We start from the raw sequence: 16240 nt of genomic DNA on the forward strand, positions 1-16240 counted from the left end.
CGGGCAACAACGTAGGAGACGAAATGAAGCGCCGTCAGTCTCTGGCCGCACTCGGTGCCGCCGCCACCGCCCTGGTTCTTCCGGGGCTCGCCCATGCCGCCTACCCGGAGCGCCCGATCACGATGATCGTGCCGTGGGGCGCCGGCGGAGGCACCGATGCCGTGGCTCGCATCATCGCGGCCGAGCTCGAGAAAGAGCTCAAGCAGCCCGTCAACGTGGTCAACCGCACGGGCGGCAGCGGCGTGGTCGGGCACCAGGCCATCGCCTCGGCCGCGCCCGACGGCTACACGCTGGGCATCATCACGGTCGAGATCGGCATGATGCGCCATGCGGGCCTCACGCAGCTCTCGGGCGCCGACTACACGCCGCTCGCGCTCATGAACTTCGACGCCAATGCGATCTTCGTGCGCGAGGACTCGCCCATCAAGAGCGCCAAGGAACTGCTCGACGCCGCCAAGGCCAGCCCCGGCAAGCTCAAGGCCAGCGGCACCGGCCAGGGCGGCATCTGGCACCTGGGCCTCGCGCAATGGCTGGTCGACAACAAGCTGCCCGGCAACGCGATCGCCTGGGTGCCGAGCCAGGGCGCTGCCCCGGGCCTGCAGGACCTCATGGCCGGCGGTGTCGACGTGGTGTCCTGCTCGTTGCCCGAGGCGCGTTCGCTGATCGACGCCGGCAAGGTCCGCCCCCTGCTCCTGCTGGGCTCCAAGCCCGACGCCATCTTCCCCAAGGTGCCGCTCTATACCGACGCCGCGGGAAAGATGTGGAATGCCGGCGCCTGGCGCGGCATCGCCGCGCCCAAGGGCCTGCCGAAGGAGCAGACCGACCAGCTCGCCGCCACGCTCAAGAAGATCTTCGACGGCAAGGGCTACCAGGACTTCCTGGCATCGCGCGGCTTCGGCGCCCTCTATGCCGACCGCGCGGACTTCGGCAAGTTCATGGCCGAGAAGGACGCGAGCTTCGCCGTCGCGATGAAGGCCGTCGGCATCGCCAAGTAGAGCCCGGCACGCCCTGTCGATGCGCATCCATGACGGCCTGATCGGCGCCGCGCTGCTGCTGCTTTCGCTGGCAGTGCTCTGGCACGTCCAGGGCTTTCCGCCGGCGGCCGGCCAGAACTTCGGGCCGGCGCTGTTCCCGGGCCTCGCCGCCGGGGGCCTCGCGCTGTGCTCGCTGGCCCTGATGTGGCAGGGCGTGCGCAGCGGCCAGCCCCTGCTCGCGCTCGGCGACGGCCTGCGCTCCCCGCGTCGCGTTGCCGCCTTCGCGATCGTCATCGCCAGCATGGTCTTCTACATCCTGCTGGCCGACCGGCTCGGCTTCGTGCTGTGCAGCCTGCTGATACTGACGTTGCTGCAATGGGCCTGCGGCGTGCGCCTGCCGGTCGCGCTGGCCGTGGCGGTGGCAGCCACGCTGGTGATCCACACCTGCTTCTACAAGCTGCTCAAGGTGCCGCTGCCCTGGGGCGTGCTGCAGCGCTTCGCGTGGTGAGGCAAAGCTGATGGATGCGGTACTCCTCGCCCTGCAGACCGTCGCCACGCCGACCGTGCTGCTCGTGATGCTACTGTCGGGCCTCTTCGGCATGTTCGTGGGCGCGGTGCCCGGGCTCACGGCCACCATGGCGACCGCGCTGCTGGTGCCCATCACCTTCTTCCTGCCGCCGGTGCCCGCGGTCGCGGCGATCGTCACGGCCACCGCCATGGCGATCTTCGCGGGCGACATTCCGGGCGCCCTGCTGCGCATTCCGGGCACCCCGGCTTCCGCCGCCTACACGGACGAGTCCTATGCGATGACGCGCAAGGGCCACGGCGAGATGGCGCTGGGCATCGGCCTGGTGTTCTCCTGCATCGGCGGCCTGTTCGGCACGGCCGTGCTGATCGTGGCCGCGCCGGCGCTGGCCGAGGTGGCGATCAAGTTCAGCTCCTTCGAGTACTTCTGGCTGGTGCTGCTCGGCCTGACCTGCGCGGTCTTCATCACCAGCGACACGCCGCTCAAGGGCCTCATCACGCTGTTCCTGGGCCTGCTGATGGGCTGCGTGGGCCTGGAGAACCCGGCCGGCCATCCGCGCTTCACCTTCGGCAACGCGGACCTGCTGGGCGGGCTCACCCTCATCCCCGCGATGATCGGCATGTTCGCCATCTCCGAGATCCTGCGCTTCACGGTCACGGCCGAGGAACTCGGGCGCTTCAAGAAACAGATCGGCTCCGTCTTTGCCGGCATGGGCGGCCTGATCCGCAAGTACCCGGTGCAGACGCTGCGCGGCAGCGTGCTGGGCACCGCGGTGGGCATCCTGCCCGGGGCGGGCGCCGACATCGCCGCCTGGATGTCCTATGCGATGAGCAAGAAGCTCTCCAAGGAGCCGCAGAAGTTCGGCACCGGCCACCCGGAAGGCCTGGTCGAAGCGGGCGCCGCCAACAACAGCGCGCTCGCCGGTGCCTGGGTGCCGGCGCTGGTGTTCGGCATTCCGGGCGACTCCATCACGGCCATCGTGATCGGCGTGCTCTACATGAAGAACATGAACCCGGGCCCGATGATCTTCATGAACAACCCGCACAACGTCTATGCGGTGTTCATCGTCTTCATCCTCGCCAACCTGCTGATGCTGCCGCTCGGGTGGGCCTGCATCAAGGCCTCGGCGCGCATCCTGCGCATGCCGCGCAACGTGCTGATGCCGATCATCCTGGTCTTCTGCCTGGTCGGCGCCTTCGCCATCAACAACTCGTTGTTCGACCTTTGGATCCTCCTCGCCTTCGGCGTCGCGGCCTGGCTGCTGGAGGAGAACGGATTTCCGGTCGCGCCGGCCATCCTCGGCCTGCTGCTGGGCAAGATGCTCGAGGAAAACTTCATCACCTCGATGATCAAGTCCGACGGCCGCTGGCTGGCCTTCGTCGAACGCCCCATCGCCGCAGGACTGGCGCTGGCCACGCTGCTGGTCTGGGCCGGCTCTGCCGCCCTGGCCTGGCGGCGCCGGCATCGACGCCTGCAGCCCGCCGCGGCACACTGAGTCCCATGAACGACACCTCCCCTCGCTACGACGCCGCCGCCCTCGCCCGCTACGCGGCGCAACTCCTGCAGCACGCAGGCCTGGCCGAAGCCATGGCCGGCACGGTGGCCGACACGCTGGTGCAAGGCGACCTGCTGGGCCACGACACGCACGGCCTCGCGCTCCTGGCCGGCTACGTGAAGGAACTGGAGGCCGGCCGGATGCGGCGCGAGGGCGCGCCGATCGTCGTGTCCGACCGCCCGGCTGCCGTGCTGTGGGACGGCCAGCGCCTGCCCGGCCCCTGGCTCGTCCACCAGGGCCTGAACCTGCTGCTGCCGCGCGCGCGCGAGCTGGGCACCGCCTCGCTGGTGATCCGCCGCAGCCACCACATCGCCTGCCTCGCGGCCTACCTGCTGCGGGCGCTGGAAGAAGACATGCTGCTGGTGCTGGCCTGCTCCGACCCCAACACGGCCAGCGTCGCGCCCTTCGGCGGCACGCAGGCGGTTTTCACGCCCAACCCGCTGGCGCTGGGCTTTCCGCTCGGCAATGGCGGCGCGATGGTCGACATCTCGGCCTCCATCACCACCAACGGCATGAGCAACCGCAAGCACCAGGCCGGCGAGCGCTTCGAGCACGAGGTGCTCATCGACGCGAAGGGCCGGCCCTCCAAAGACCCGGCGGTGCTCTTCGAGCAACCGCCCGGCACGTTGCTGCCGGTGGGCGGCCTGTCCCATGGCCACAAGGGCTACGGCCTGGCGCTGCTGGTGGAATCGCTGACCGGCGGGCTCGCCGGCCATGGCCGGGCCGATCCGCCCGAGGGCTGGGGCGCGACGGTCTACCTCACGCTGCACGACCTGAATGCCTTCGGCGGCAAGACGGCCTTCCTGCGCCAGATGGACCATGTGGCGGCGCAGTGCCGGACCAACGTGCCCGCCGATGCCGCGAAGCCGGTGCGGCTGCCGGGCGAGCGCGGCCTGCAGCGGCGCGCCGAACAGCTCTCGGGCGGCGTGCGCCTGGCGCCTTCGATCGCGCCCTCGCTGCAGGCTGCCGAAGCGCGCTACGGCCTGAAGCTGGCCGACGCGCTGCGCTGAGACCAGGCAGGGCTCAGAGCGCGGCGCCCAGGCGCGCGATGCCTTCCTCGATCTTCTCGACGTTGGCGGTCGCGAAGCTCAGCCGCAAAGTCGCCAGGTCGGGCTTCTCGGCGAAGAAGGGCGCGCCCGGCACGAAGGCCACGCCCTTCTCGATCGCCCGCTTGGCCAGCACGTTGGCATCGGCCAGCTTGCCGTTCGCGCCCGTCAGCCGCGCCCAGAAGAACAGCCCGCCGCCCGGCTGCGTGAAGGCGATCGCATCGCCCAGCTCGCGCTTCAGCGCCGCGCCCATGGCGGCCGCGCGCTCCGCATAGACCTTGCGCACATGCGCCAGCGTGCCGGGCATGCGCCCGCTCTTGAGGTACTGCGCGGCGGTGGCCTGCGCGAAGGTGCTGGTGTGCGCATCGCTGAACTGCTTGCACATGGTGGCCTTGGCCAGCAGTTCCGGCGGCGCGATCATCCAGCCGATGCGCAGGCCGGGGCTCAGCACCTTGCTCAGGCTGCCGCAATGCACCACCAGCTCGCGGCTGCCCGGGACCTCCTTCGAGAGCGACAGGATCGAGGGCGGCGGCGCCTTGCCGAAGTAGAGGTCGCCGTAGGGATCGTCTTCCACGATCACGGTCCCGTGCTTCACCGCCAGCTCCAGCACCTTCCTGCGGCGCTCCAGGTTCAGCATCGCGCCGCTCGGGTTGCCGAAGGTGGGGATGAGGTAGACGAACTTCGGCTTGTGCTCGGCGATCAGCTGCTCGAGCCGGTCGACCTGCACGCCCTCGGCATCGATGGGCGCGCTGATCAGCTCGGCGCCGTAGAGACGAAAGCACTGGATGGTCGCGAGGAAGGTCGGTCCCTCGACGATCACCTTGTCGCCGGGCGAGATGAGCGTCTTGCCCAGCAGGTCCAGGGCCTGCTGGCTGCCGGTGGTCACGATCAGCCCGTCGGGAGCGACCTCCACGCCCTTGCCGTTCATGAAGGCCGAGAGCTGCGCGCGCAGCGGGTCGTAGCCTTCGGTGGCGCCGTACTGCAGGGCACCGCCGGGCTCTTCGGCCAGCGCCTTCGCGCTCGCCTCCTTCAGGCCCTCGACGTCGAACATCGCGCTGTCCGGGAAGCCGCCCGCGAAGCTGATGATGCCGGGCTTGCCCAGCAGCTTGAAGAGTTCGCGGATGGCGGAGGTTTCGACGTTGTCGAGACGGGTGGCGAATTGCATGGGAACCTGCTGCGAATGACGGAAGGGGGGCCATTGTCGCAAGTTCGGGCAGGCCGCCGCCGGGCCGCCCAAGGCGGCCTGCGCCCCCTGGGGGGCAGCGAGTACACGAGGTGGCGGAGCGTGGGGGCAACATGCATACACTCTGCGCCCACGATGAAAAAAGCTGCGATCGAGCCCTTCTTCGCCACCCTGCAGGCGGCCAATCCGGAACCCGAAACCGAGCTGGAATACAGCACCCCCTTCGAGCTGCTGGCCGCCGTGCTGCTGTCCGCGCAGGCCACCGATGTCGGCGTGAACAAGGCCACGCGCAAGCTGTTCCCGGTGGCGAACACGCCGCAGGCCATCCTCGACCTGGGAGTCGAAGGGCTGGAGAGCTACATCAAGACCATCGGCCTGTATCGCAGCAAGGCAAAGCACCTGATGGAGGCCTGCCGCATGCTGATCGAGCGCCATGGCGGCGAGGTGCCGCGCACGCGCGCCGAGCTCGAGGCACTGCCGGGGGTCGGCCGCAAGACCGCGAACGTGGTGCTGAACGTGGCCTTCGGCGAGGCCACGATGGCGGTCGACACGCACATCTTCCGGGTCAGCAATCGCACCGGGCTGGCCCCCGGCAAAACGCCGCTGGAAGTCGAGCTCAAGCTGGAGAAGCGCGTGCCGCCGGCGTACCGCCTGCATGCCCACCACTGGCTGATCCTGCACGGCCGCTATGTGTGCGTGGCGCGCAAGCCGATGTGCTGGAAGTGCGCGGTGGCGCCCTGGTGCGACTACAAGCCGAAGACGCCGGCGCCCTGAACGCCACTGCGCCGCACGACGCAGGTTCGCACCGCAGTCCCTGCGCGGCCCGGGACCGTACTCTTGCGGTGCCCGCTGCGCAGGATGATCATCGTGATTGCCATGCGATGCCGCTTTCGCCTTTTCCTGGTGTGTGCTTTGGCTGCGTCGGCCGTGCCGGGCTGGGCGCGCGACCAACTCGACGGGGACACGCTCGCCCGCTTCGGCGGCAGCTACGCCACGGAGTGCGGCAACCCTTCGGCGCCGCGCCTGCGCGTGCAGGCCGACGCGCTGGTGGTCGAGCGCGGCAACCAGCGCCTGGTGGGGAGCGATCCGCGGGCGGCCTACCGCTATCTGGGCGCATCCGCACCGCGCAGCTTCCAGGTCGCGCTGCTGAGCCAGGTGCGCGGCCGCTCGGAGCTGGCGTTCATGGTGCATCGCGATCGCGGCGGCAACTACGTCGAGCTCGAGGCGGACGCGGACGTGCAGGCCGAACTGGGGCCGGGCTTCACGGGGAAGCGCTACCGCCAGTGCGGGCGCCCGCCGGTGGTGGCGGGCGCCGGGCCCGCCACATCCCCGGTGCCACCGTCACCCTCCGAGGCCAGGGACAGCCCCGCCAGGCTGCTTGCCGATGCGCGCTTCCGCAGAACCTGGCGCGGCCTGCTCGGCGCCCATGCGCGCGAACCCTGGCTCGCCCGGATGGACGGCCCCGCTCCCGAGCCGCGCTGGGTGTACGTGGGCAGCAGCCGCTACGTGCTGCATGCCTTCTGCAAGCCGCACGACTGCCACGACAACAACGCGGTGATGCTCTACAGCCCCACCGACCTGCGCATCCATGCATGGGTGCATCGCGGCCAAGGTGCCATGCTGATCGGCAATCCGTCGCCTGCCATGGCCGCCGAGCTGCAGCGGCTGTGGCGCAGCGAATGGCGTGCGCCGCCGCGTTGAGGAAGGTCTTTTGGAGCGAGCCGCGATTCAGAGAACGCGGCACAGACGCAGGGCCTCGAAGATCGAGGCATGGATGTCGCGCGATGCATTCGCATCGCCGATGCGATAGAGCTCGAACCGCTGTTCACCCGACGCCCCGGGCCATGGCTGCGCCAGGCCGGCGACAAATCGCTCGAGATCCAGCTCTCCGTCGTTCACCGAGCGCGGCTTCAGCTCGTCGTACAAGTCGCACACCGGCTGCATGCCTCGCTCCACGACGAGGTGGTCGGCATGGATCACGACCTCTTGGCCGGTCAGCTCGTGCACGAACACGGCGGCGCGCCTGCCCTGGTCGGCAACGACACGCGTGAGTTGCAGGTCGTGGCGGAAAGCAAGGCCGAGCTCGAGCATCCGCCGTCGCCACACCAGTTCGTCCCCGCGGCCGCCGAGCTCGAGCCCAGCTTCAGCGTCCAGGGTCACCAGCGTCACCGGCAGGCCTGCCATGGCGTAGCGCTCAGCGCACAGGTAGGCGTTGTGGCGGCCGGTGCCGTCGTAGACAACCACGTCACCGGTGACAGGCGGCGATTCAGTCAAGGCATCCAGGACCGAGCGGCAATGCTGCCGGCCCTCCAGGTCCTCGAACGCGGGAATGCCGCCTGTCGCGACGATCACCACGTCCGGGTCGAGCGCCTCGACATCTTCGGCAGTCGCGTAGGTGTTCAACCGCAGCTCGACACCCAGGCGCGCGATGGCATCCACGCGCCAGTCGATGATGCCGATCAGGTCCTTGCGCCACGAGCCCAGCGCCGCCAGCAGGACCTGCCCGCCGGGCCGGGAGCCAGCCTCCAGCACGGTGACGCGGTGACCGCGCAATGCGGCGACGCGCGCGGCCTCCAGGCCGGCAGGGCCGGCGCCGACGACCACCACCTGGCGGCCCGGCGACGGCACGCGCTCCACCTCGTGCGACACGATGGTTTCGCGCGCCGTCGCGGGGTTGTGGATGCAGGTGGCGTTGTGGCTGCGGCAGAACGAGGCGCCGACGCAGGGACGCACTTCGTCCTCCTTGCCCGCCTCCAGCTTGCGCACCAGGTGAGGCTCTGCGATGTGCGCGCGCGTCATGCCCACGAGGTCGATCAGTCCTTCGCTGATGGCGTAGCGCGCTGTCGCCAGATCGGCAATCTTGCCCGCGTGCATCACCGGGAGCTTGACGCGCGAACGGAAGGCAGCCACCTTCTTCAGCCACGGCGCCGACGGCATGGACATCGTCGGCATATTGGAAGTGATCAGCGCAAATGCCGTGTCCATCCGGCCGTAAACCACGTTGAAGAAGTCGAACAACCCGGAGGCCTCGAGGATCGCCGCCGCGCGCATGCTGTCCTCGAAGTCGGTGCCGTCCTCGATCGCGTAGCGGATGCCCACGATGTAGCCGTCGCCGACCTGCATGCGGATCTCCTCGTGCACCTCCAGCACGAAGCGGCAGCGGTTTTCCACGCTGCCGCCGTAGCGGTCGGACCGGACGTTCACCGCCGGGCTCAGGAACTGACCGAGCAGGTGGCCGCCGGCCAGCGTTTCCAGGCCGTCGAGGCCGCCTTCCTTGCAGCGCCGCGCCGCCTGCCCGAAGTAGCGAACCACGCGCCGGATGTCGTGATCCGTCATTTCGCGCGGGATACCGCGGTGCAGCGTCTCGCGCCGCGCCGACGGGGCGATGGTCGGCAGCCAGGCGCCCTCGTAGGGACTGCCGCGGCGGCCCATGTGCGTGAGCTGGCACATCAGCGCCGACCCGTGCGCGTGCATCCGGGCCGAGAACTGCTGCAGATGCGGGATCACCTCGTCCACGCCCATGTTGATCTGGCTGAACACGTTGGGGCTGTCGATGCCGACGTTGGACGAGCCGCCGAACATGCTCAGCGCGATGCCGCCGATGGCCTTCTCCTCGTGATAGCGCCGGTAGCGCTCCTTGGGGAAATCGTCCTCGGTGAGCCCGCTGGCATGGCTGGTGCTGACGATCCGGTTCTTCAGCACGAGACGGCCGATCCGAAACGGCGTGAGCAAGGGGTCGTTCGAACGAGGTGTGTTCGTGATGGCGGTCATTGCGCGTCCTGCGTGGGATTGCGCGGATTATTCGAAGCAGGGGGCGCTGCGTCGATCTACATTTGCGGCCGGCATCACTAACATGGTGTTATGGAAGACAAGCTTGATCGAGAGCGGATCCGCTCTGCCAAGGCGCTCCTGGTGTTTGAATCCGCCGCGCGCTGCCTGAGCTTCACCAAGGCCGCCGAAGACCTGCACGTCACGCAGGTGGCCGTCAGCCGCATGGTCGCGCGGCTGGAGGACGCAATGGGCGTGCAGCTCTTTACGCGTTCGCGGCAAGGGCTGCGGCTGACCGAGGATGGCGCCCTGCTGCAAGCGGCCGTGTCGTCCGGCTTCTCGCAGATGGAAGGCGCGTTGCGGGAGATCAGGCGCCGGCGCGCGGGCCGCGGCACGGTCACGCTCTCGCTCACCAGCGGCTTCGTGTCCCACTGGCTGATGCCGCGTTATGCCCGCTTCCAGCAAGCCGTTCCGAACATCAACCTGCGCTTCGAGGTTTTCAGCCGTGTGCTGCAAGGCGGCGTCGAGGACGTCGACCTTGGCTTGCGCATGGACGACCCGGAGCGCCGCTGGCAGGCCTGGCCCTTCTGCCCGGAGGTCGTGATGCCGCTGTGCAGCCCTGGCTACCTGCGGCGTCACGGTGCGCTGGGCAAGGTCAAGGACCTGCAGGGGCACACCCTGATCCACCTGAGCGGATCGCCTTTCGACTGGGAGCACTACGGGGCACAAACGGGGCTGGAGTGGCGCGGGACCGGTCACTCGGTGGCATTTTCGGACGGAGCGCTGGCGCTTCAGGCTGCGCTCATCGGCGAGGGAGTCGCGCTGGGTTGGCTGTCGGCCACCTCCGGGGCGCTGCGCGAACGCCTGCTGGTGCCGGCCTCGAACCGGCCGCTGCGCACCGGCCGCCATTACAGCCTGGTGGCCCAACCAGGCCCGGTGCGCGAAGAAGTCACCCGCGTGCGCGAATGGCTGGTGGCGCAGATGCAGGACGATCTTGCCGTGCTCGCCGGGCGCTACAAGTTCCTGGCGAAGGGCTGATCGGATCGGCCCAGGAACCTCGCGAACCGGCTTTGTTCGGACCTTCCCTCGCCCTTCTTCAGCCCTCGACCACCACCCACTCGCCGAAAGCGATCGGCCGCGAGGGCCATTGGTCGGCGCGCTCCGCGCAGCGCAGGCCATCGCGCAGCAGCCACACGGCGCGGATCACCCCGGCATGCGTGATCCACAGCGCATCGCGCCCGGCGGCGCGCCATTCGTCGAAGGCTTCGCCCACCCGACCCATGAACCGGCGCGTGCTCTCGCCATGGCCGCCCGGGCGTGCATCGGCGAAAGCGCCGGTCCAGGCATCGAGCTCGGCGCGTTCGATGCTGCGCCAGTCGCAGCCTTCCCAGGCGCCGAAATCCATCTCGGCGATGCGCGGGTCGACGCGCAGCGGCAGCTCGGGCCGCAGCGCGGCGATGGCCTGCGCCAGCAGCGCGCAGCGCTGCAGGGGCGAGCTGACGAGCTCGGTCCGCGCGGCGAGCGCCGGCGCGATCCGCTCGGCGATGGCGCGCGTCGCGTCGGGCGTCACGCCCACGTCGGTACGGCCATAGCAGGAGCCGGGCACCGCGGTGGTCTGGGCGTGGCGCACGAGTCCCAGCTTCATGCCTGCCAGGCGAGCGCGAGGTAGAGGGCCAGTTCGCACAGCTGCTGGGTGGCGCCCAGCCCATCGCCGGTGAAGCCCTGCAGCCGGCGCGCGAGCAGCCGGGCCATGTACGACGCCGCGAGCGCACAGGCAACCAGGGCGGCCACGGCCTGCGCGAGCGGATGCGTGAACAGCAGCAGCAGGACGGCCGGCAGCGCGTACAGCACGCCCACCAGCAGGGCTCCGCCGCCGATCGCATCGGCCAGCGGCTTGGACTTGCTCGTGCTGCCGTCGTCGCCCACGTAGGGCAGCCATCGAATCAGGAACAGCGGCGCCAGCCGCGACAGCACATGCGCCGCCAGCAAGGCGGTCGCGACGTTCATTGCGCCCTGCCCTGCCAGCGTGGCCAGCAGCGCGACCTTCAGGCCCAGCGCCAGCGCCAGCGCCAGCGCGCCGAAGGCCCCGATGCGCGAGTCCTTCATGATCTGCAGCGCACGCGTGCGATCCGCCGAGCCGCCCAGGCCGTCGGCCACGTCGGCCAGCCCGTCCTCGTGGAAGGCCCCGGTCAGCAGCACGGTTGCGATCGTCGACAGCAGCGCCGCCGCCACCGCACCGCCCATGCCGGGCAGGCCCGCTTGCGCCAGCAGGAACACGCCTGCCCCGACCGCGCCCACCAGCCACCCGACGCCGGGAAAATGCGCCGCGCTCGCACGCAGCATTACAGGGCTGAAGCCCACCCAGGCCGCCAGCCGCCCGGTGACCGGAACGCGCGTGAAGAACTGGAGCGCCAGCAGGAAGTGGCGCAGGCCGTGCATCATGAGGCGAGCTGGATGTTCTTCATGGCTTCATCCCATCGTCGCTGTGGTCTTCATGCCCAATATCCTGTCGCACGGCGTGCAATTGCTTGAGCAACTCCGCCAGCGGCGTTTGCACGGTGTCCCATACCACATCAAGGTTGATGTCGAAGTAGCGGTGGGCGATGCGGTTGCGCATACCGCGCATGCACGAAGCCGCACGCATCCGCCGCCGCCTGCTGCATGTGGTCGATGTAGTCGGCCAGACGGTTCTCGCTCATACCGGCTTCGCTTCCGCGAGCACCTTGGCCCGGAACTTTGCGGGCAGGTCGGCCGGAGTCAGCACATCGACGTGGACGCCGAGCAGCGATTCCAGCTCATCTTGCAGACCTCCCAGGTCGAAGAGCGTCGCGCCGGGCAACGCATCGACCAGCAGGTCGAGGTCGCTGCCATCCCCGTCGGTCCCGTGCAGCACCGATCCGAAAATGCGCGGGTTCACCGCACGGAAGCGGCTTGCCGCTTCACGCACTGCACTTCGTTTCATGTCGAGGACAACAGACGGTCGCATAGGCATCCATTCTTATCGAAACTCGTTGGGACGATAGGCAGGCGCGCAATCACCATCACACCTCCCGCTGCGACACACCAGCCGCCTCGAAGCTCGCCATCTCGCGCAGGATGCGGCAAGCCGATTCGAGCAAGGGCCAGGCCAGCGCGGCGCCGGAGCCCTCGCCCAGGCGCAGGTCCAGCTTCAGCAAGGGGTCGAGCCCGAGCGCCTCCAGCATGAGCCGGTGCCCGGGCTCGGCCGACTCGTGCGCGGCGACGCAGCGCTGCACCACGTGCGGCCGCAGGGCTTGCGCCACCAGCACGGCCGCGCTGGCGATGAAGCCATCGACCACGATCACGCGCCGCTCCTCGGCCGCCTGCAGCACGGCACCGGCCAGCGTGGCGATCTCGAAGCCGCCGAAGGCCGCGAGCGCTGACAGCGGCGTGCCCGCATCGGCATGCAGCGCCAGCACCTCCCGCAGCAACCCGCGCTTGCGCGCCACGCCCGCGGCATCGAGGCCGGTGCCGCTGCCGGTGCAGGCATCGATGTCCTGCCCCGTCAGCCGCGCCAGCAGCAGCGAGGCCGCCGAGGAATTGCCGATGCCCATCTCGCCCAGCAGCAGCGCGTTGCCCGGCAGCCCGCGCACCAGCGCCATGCCGTTGGCGATCGCGGCCTCGCATTGCGCGGTGCTCATGGCAGGACCGCTCGCTGCATCGGCAGTGCCCGGCGCCACCTTGAGGATGCGCAAGCCTTCGCGCGGCGCAGCACTGCGGACGCCAACGCTTTGCTGCTCCCCGACAGGGGCGTCGCCGTCCCGGGACGGCCCGGCAACGGCGAAGTCATGCCGCACCCCGCAGTCCACCACCGTGAGCGCGAGCCCATGTTGCCGCGCCAGCACACTGACGGCTGCGCCGCCGGCCAGGAAGTTCTCCACCATCTGCCAGGTCACGTCGCTCGGATAGGCCGAGACGCCGCGCGCCGCGAGGCCATGATCGCCCGCGCACACCAGCATCTGCGGCGCGGTGAAGACAGGCGTTTCGCTGCCGAGGATCAGGCCCAGCCGCAGGCCCAAGGCCTCGAGCCGGCCCAGCGCGCCGAGCGGCTTGGTCTTGTGGTCCAGGAGGTGCTGCAGCCGCGCGGCGAGCGCGGCGTCGTCGATGGACTCGACGGCGGGAAATTCAAGCTTCATTCGATCAGGGAGCGCAGCGCGCCCGCTTCAAAGTGGGAATCGATGTGGTCGGCCAGGCCGTCGAACACGGCCTCCAGCGTGCGCGCACGCGCGCCGAAAAGCGCCTGCAGCGCGGCAGGGTCCTCGAACAGGCCATGCAGATAAAGGCCCAGCACATTGCCCCGTGCGTTCTGCCAGGCCAGGTCCTGCGGCATCACCGCCTGCGCGCGATCGCCGGCGGCGGCCATCGCGGGATGCGGCGCGGTCTGGCCGTGATGGATCTCGTAGCCGCGCACCGGCACCTCCGACAGCGCGGCCCAGGGCCCTTTCAACGCGCCGAAGCGCGCCTCGCGCAGGCGCACGGTCTTGTCCTCCTCGAACACGGTGACCAACGGCAGCAGGCCGAGCCCGGGCCCGTTGCCATCCACGCCATGCGGATCGATCAAGGCCTCGCCCAGCATCTGCAGCCCGCCGCAAATCCCCAGCACCGCGCCGCCGCGCGCCGCATGGGCCGCCACCGCACGGTCCAGCCCCTGCGCACGCAGCCAGGCGAGGTCGCCGCTGGTGTTCTTGGAGCCGGGCAGCACGACCCAGTGCGCATCGGCCAGTTCGGCCGGGCTGCGCGCCCAGCGCAGCCGCACACCCGCCACGTTCTTGAGCGGCTGGAACTCGTCCAGATTGCTGATGCGCGGATAGGCCACGACGGCGACCGTCAACCGGACCTCGCCGCCGGCCGTGCTGCGCTCGTCGAAGACGCCGTCCTCCTCGGGGAGCCCGTGCTGCCACCACATCGGCAGGGTCGCAACCGTCGGCACCCCGGTCAGCTCACGCAGGCGCTCGGGCGCAGGTGCGAGCAGAGCGGCATCGCCGCGGAACTTGTTGAGCACGAAGCCGGCCAGCCGCGCACGGTCCGCCTCGGGCATCAGGGCCCAGGTGCCGTAGAGGTGCGCGAAGGCACCGCCGCGATCGATGTCGGTCACCAGCAGGCAGCGCGCATCGGCATGCCGCGCCACGCGCAGGTTGACGATGTCGCTGTCCATCAGGTTGATCTCGGCCGGCGAGCCGGCGCCTTCGATCACGACGATGTCGTGGTCGGCCCGCAGCGCGTCGAGGGCTTGCGCGATCTGCGGCCAGACCCGTTCGCTGCGCCCGCGCCAGGGCAAGGCCGTGAGCTCGGCGCTCACCTGCCCCATCAGGATCACCTGGCTGTGCGTGTCGCGCTCGGGCTTGAGCAGGAGCGGATTCATCCGCACGTCGGGCAGCGCGCGCGCCGCCAGCGCCTGGAAGTACTGGGCGCTGCCGATCTCGCCGCCCGCCACCACGCGCGCGTTGTTGCTCATGTTCTGCGCCTTGAAGGGCGCCACCCGGAAGCCCTGGCGCGCATACCAGCGGCACAGCGCGGTGGCCAGCCAGCTCTTGCCGGCACCGCTGGTGGTGCCCAGCACCATGACGCAACGGGCCTTGTCGCGCCCGACCTTCTGATTCATCCGCGGATTGTCGTCGACGCCCGATCGACGCAACCCGCAACCGGCGCCGAAGGCTCAGCGCGCCGCCAGCTGCGCGTCGGCGCCCGCCGCGGGTGCAGCATCGGCCGTGGCCTGTTCGCTCCAGCCTCCGCCCAGTGCGCGGATCAACCCGACGGTCGACTGGTACTGCGCCGACCTCACCTGCAGCGCCTGGCGCCGGTTGCGCAGTTCGCTGCGGCGTGCGTCGAGCAGGTCGAGCTGGCTGATGTAGCCGTTGCGATAGCGCGCATCGGACAGCTGCGTGGCGCGGCTGGCCGAGGCGACCGCCTTGGCCTGCACCCCCGATTGCGAGTCGAGGATGCGCAGCGCGGACAGCTGGTCCTCCACGTCCTTGAAGGCCGTGAGCACCTGGTCGCGGTAACTCGCGAGCGCGCCGTCGAGCTGGGCGCTGGCGCCTTGCACGCCGGCTTCGCGCCGGCCGCCATCGAGCAGCGGCAGCGACAGCAGCGCGCCGATGCCCCAGGAACGCGCCGACCACTTGAAGAGGTCGCCGAGGTCCGAAGAGGCATAGCCCGCGCCGCCGGTCAGTGCGATGTTCGGGAACCACGCGGCCTGCGCCACGCCCACGCGGGCCTGCGCCGCCAGCACGCTGCGCTGCGCGGCCGAGACATCGGGCCGGCGCGTCAGCACGGTGGCCGGCACGCCGGCGGGAATCGCGGGCAAGGCGGTGGCCCACTTCTCGGGCTTCATCTCGAAGCTGGAGGCGGGCTCGCCGGTCAGCACCGCGAGCGCATGCTCGAGCTCGGCGCGGCGCCGGTCCAGCGTCAGCGCCTCGGACTCGGTGGAGGCCATCTCGGTCTCCACACGCGCCACGTCGAGCTCGGCGATGTCGCCGGCCTGAAAGCGCTGCTGCGTGAGCCGCAGCGTGTCCCGATAGGCCTCGACGGTCTCGCGCACCAGCTGTCGCTCGTCGTCGAGCGCGCGCAGCGAGAGGTAGGTCTGTGCCGTCTCGGCCTGCACCAGCAGGCGCGTGCTCTGCAGCAGGCCGGCGCGCGATTCGGCATCGAGCCGGGCCGCATCGCTGGCCTTCGAGAGCCGCCCGAACAGGTCGAGCTCGTACGAGAAATCGAGGCCGGCCGAGATCAGCGTGGAAGGCGTCGTGCTCTGGTTGCGGTCCAGCCCGCGCTGCCGGCTGGCGCCTGCGCCCAGGCCGAGTTGCGGCGAGCGGTCGGCGTCGGTGCTGCGCGCCAGGGCGCGCGCCTCGGCCAGCCGCGCGGCCGCGGCCTGGATGCTGTTGTTGCCGGCGTCCGCCCGCGCCACCAATGCGTCGAGCACCGGGTCGTTGAAGGCGCGCCACCACTCGCCGCGCGGCTGCGCCTCGGCGGGCTTGGCCTGCGTCCACCGGCCTTCCGCAGGCGCCGCGGCCTGTTCCTTGAACTGGGCCGGTGCCTGGAAGCTCGGCGCTTCGGGCGTCGTGGTCGCGCAGCCGGCCAGCACCAGGGCCGCCAGCAGCGGCGCCAGCGCTGCCCGCAAAGGCCTGGCGAAAGTGCTTCGATCGAGTTTCATGATCTTCTTTCTTGCAAAGAGGC

16 protein-coding genes are annotated in these 16240 nt (G+C 70.0%); 7 read left to right on the forward strand and 9 right to left on the reverse strand.

What is annotated here, in order from left to right:
- Positions 1-23: 23 nt before the first annotated feature.
- The 4 genes from AC3A6Y_RS18020 to AC3A6Y_RS18035 are packed head-to-tail and all read left to right on the forward strand — an operon-like array spanning position 24 to position 4065.
- Positions 24-995: a tripartite tricarboxylate transporter substrate binding protein gene (locus AC3A6Y_RS18020; RefSeq protein WP_487869587.1), complete on the forward strand. Its 972-nt coding sequence runs from the start codon at positions 24-26 to the stop codon at positions 993-995.
- Positions 996-1014: 19 nt separating this feature from the next.
- Positions 1015-1482 carry a tripartite tricarboxylate transporter TctB family protein gene (locus AC3A6Y_RS18025; protein ID WP_487869588.1) on the forward strand — a complete coding sequence of 156 codons (468 nt, stop codon included), beginning with the start codon at positions 1015-1017 and terminating at the stop codon, positions 1480-1482.
- 10 nt (positions 1483-1492) lie between these two features.
- Positions 1493-2995 (forward strand): tripartite tricarboxylate transporter permease, encoded by a 1503-nt coding sequence (locus tag AC3A6Y_RS18030; protein ID WP_487869589.1) that lies wholly within the window; start codon positions 1493-1495, stop codon positions 2993-2995.
- A gap of 5 nt (positions 2996-3000) precedes the next feature.
- Positions 3001-4065 carry an Ldh family oxidoreductase gene (locus tag AC3A6Y_RS18035; protein WP_487869590.1) on the forward strand — a complete coding sequence of 355 codons (1065 nt, stop codon included), beginning with the start codon at positions 3001-3003 and terminating at the stop codon, positions 4063-4065.
- 13 nt (positions 4066-4078) lie between these two features.
- Here AC3A6Y_RS18035 and AC3A6Y_RS18040 read toward each other — a convergent pair whose 3' ends face one another.
- Positions 4079-5266, reverse strand: a complete 1188-nt coding sequence (locus AC3A6Y_RS18040; RefSeq protein ID WP_487869591.1) for an aminotransferase-like domain-containing protein — start codon at positions 5264-5266, stop codon at positions 4079-4081.
- Positions 5267-5419: 153 nt separating this feature from the next.
- Between AC3A6Y_RS18040 and nth the strand changes: the two genes are divergently transcribed.
- A complete protein-coding gene (nth, locus tag AC3A6Y_RS18045; protein ID WP_487869592.1) occupies positions 5420-6058 on the forward strand; it encodes an endonuclease III in 639 nt (212 codons plus the stop codon).
- A gap of 102 nt (positions 6059-6160) precedes the next feature.
- Positions 6161-6985, forward strand: a complete 825-nt coding sequence (locus AC3A6Y_RS18050; RefSeq protein WP_487869963.1) for an Ivy family c-type lysozyme inhibitor — start codon at positions 6161-6163, stop codon at positions 6983-6985.
- A 27-nt stretch (positions 6986-7012) separates the two neighbouring features.
- Here the strand turns inward: AC3A6Y_RS18050 and AC3A6Y_RS18055 are convergent, their stop codons facing one another.
- On the reverse strand, positions 7013-9055 hold the full coding sequence (locus AC3A6Y_RS18055; RefSeq protein ID WP_487869593.1) for an FAD-dependent oxidoreductase: 2043 nt from the start codon (positions 9053-9055) through the stop codon (positions 7013-7015).
- Positions 9056-9196: 141 nt separating this feature from the next.
- Between AC3A6Y_RS18055 and AC3A6Y_RS18060 the strand changes: the two genes are divergently transcribed.
- Positions 9197-10090, forward strand: coding sequence for a LysR substrate-binding domain-containing protein (locus AC3A6Y_RS18060; RefSeq protein WP_487869594.1), 894 nt, complete (start codon positions 9197-9199; stop codon positions 10088-10090).
- Between the two features lie 58 nt (positions 10091-10148).
- Here the strand turns inward: AC3A6Y_RS18060 and AC3A6Y_RS18065 are convergent, their stop codons facing one another.
- The 7 genes from AC3A6Y_RS18065 to AC3A6Y_RS18095 form a co-directional block, all read right to left on the reverse strand.
- Entirely contained in the window at positions 10149-10697 is a 549-nt protein-coding gene (locus AC3A6Y_RS18065) for a histidine phosphatase family protein (protein WP_487869595.1), read from the reverse strand.
- Positions 10694-11491: an adenosylcobinamide-GDP ribazoletransferase gene (locus AC3A6Y_RS18070; protein ID WP_487869964.1), complete on the reverse strand. Its 798-nt coding sequence runs from the start codon at positions 11489-11491 to the stop codon at positions 10694-10696. Before AC3A6Y_RS18070 ends, AC3A6Y_RS18065 begins: the two co-directional genes overlap by 4 nt.
- A 22-nt stretch (positions 11492-11513) precedes the next feature.
- Entirely contained in the window at positions 11514-11669 is a 156-nt protein-coding gene (locus AC3A6Y_RS18075; RefSeq protein ID WP_487869596.1) for a HepT-like ribonuclease domain-containing protein, read from the reverse strand.
- Between the two features lie 78 nt (positions 11670-11747).
- Entirely contained in the window at positions 11748-12038 is a 291-nt protein-coding gene (locus AC3A6Y_RS18080; RefSeq protein ID WP_487869597.1) for a nucleotidyltransferase family protein, read from the reverse strand.
- A gap of 55 nt (positions 12039-12093) precedes the next feature.
- A complete protein-coding gene (gene cobT / locus AC3A6Y_RS18085; RefSeq protein WP_487869598.1) occupies positions 12094-13206 on the reverse strand; it encodes a nicotinate-nucleotide--dimethylbenzimidazole phosphoribosyltransferase in 1113 nt (370 codons plus the stop codon).
- Complete coding sequence (locus AC3A6Y_RS18090; protein WP_487869599.1) at positions 13203-14672, reverse strand: cobyric acid synthase; 1470 nt, start codon at positions 14670-14672, stop codon at positions 13203-13205. The genes cobT and AC3A6Y_RS18090 overlap by 4 nt, the downstream gene beginning before the upstream one ends.
- Before the next feature lie 54 nt (positions 14673-14726).
- A complete protein-coding gene (locus tag AC3A6Y_RS18095) occupies positions 14727-16217 on the reverse strand; it encodes an efflux transporter outer membrane subunit (protein ID WP_487869600.1) in 1491 nt (496 codons plus the stop codon).
- Positions 16218-16240: the final 23 nt, after the last annotated feature.

The organism is Variovorax sp. Soil_C_17 (assembly GCF_057657265.1).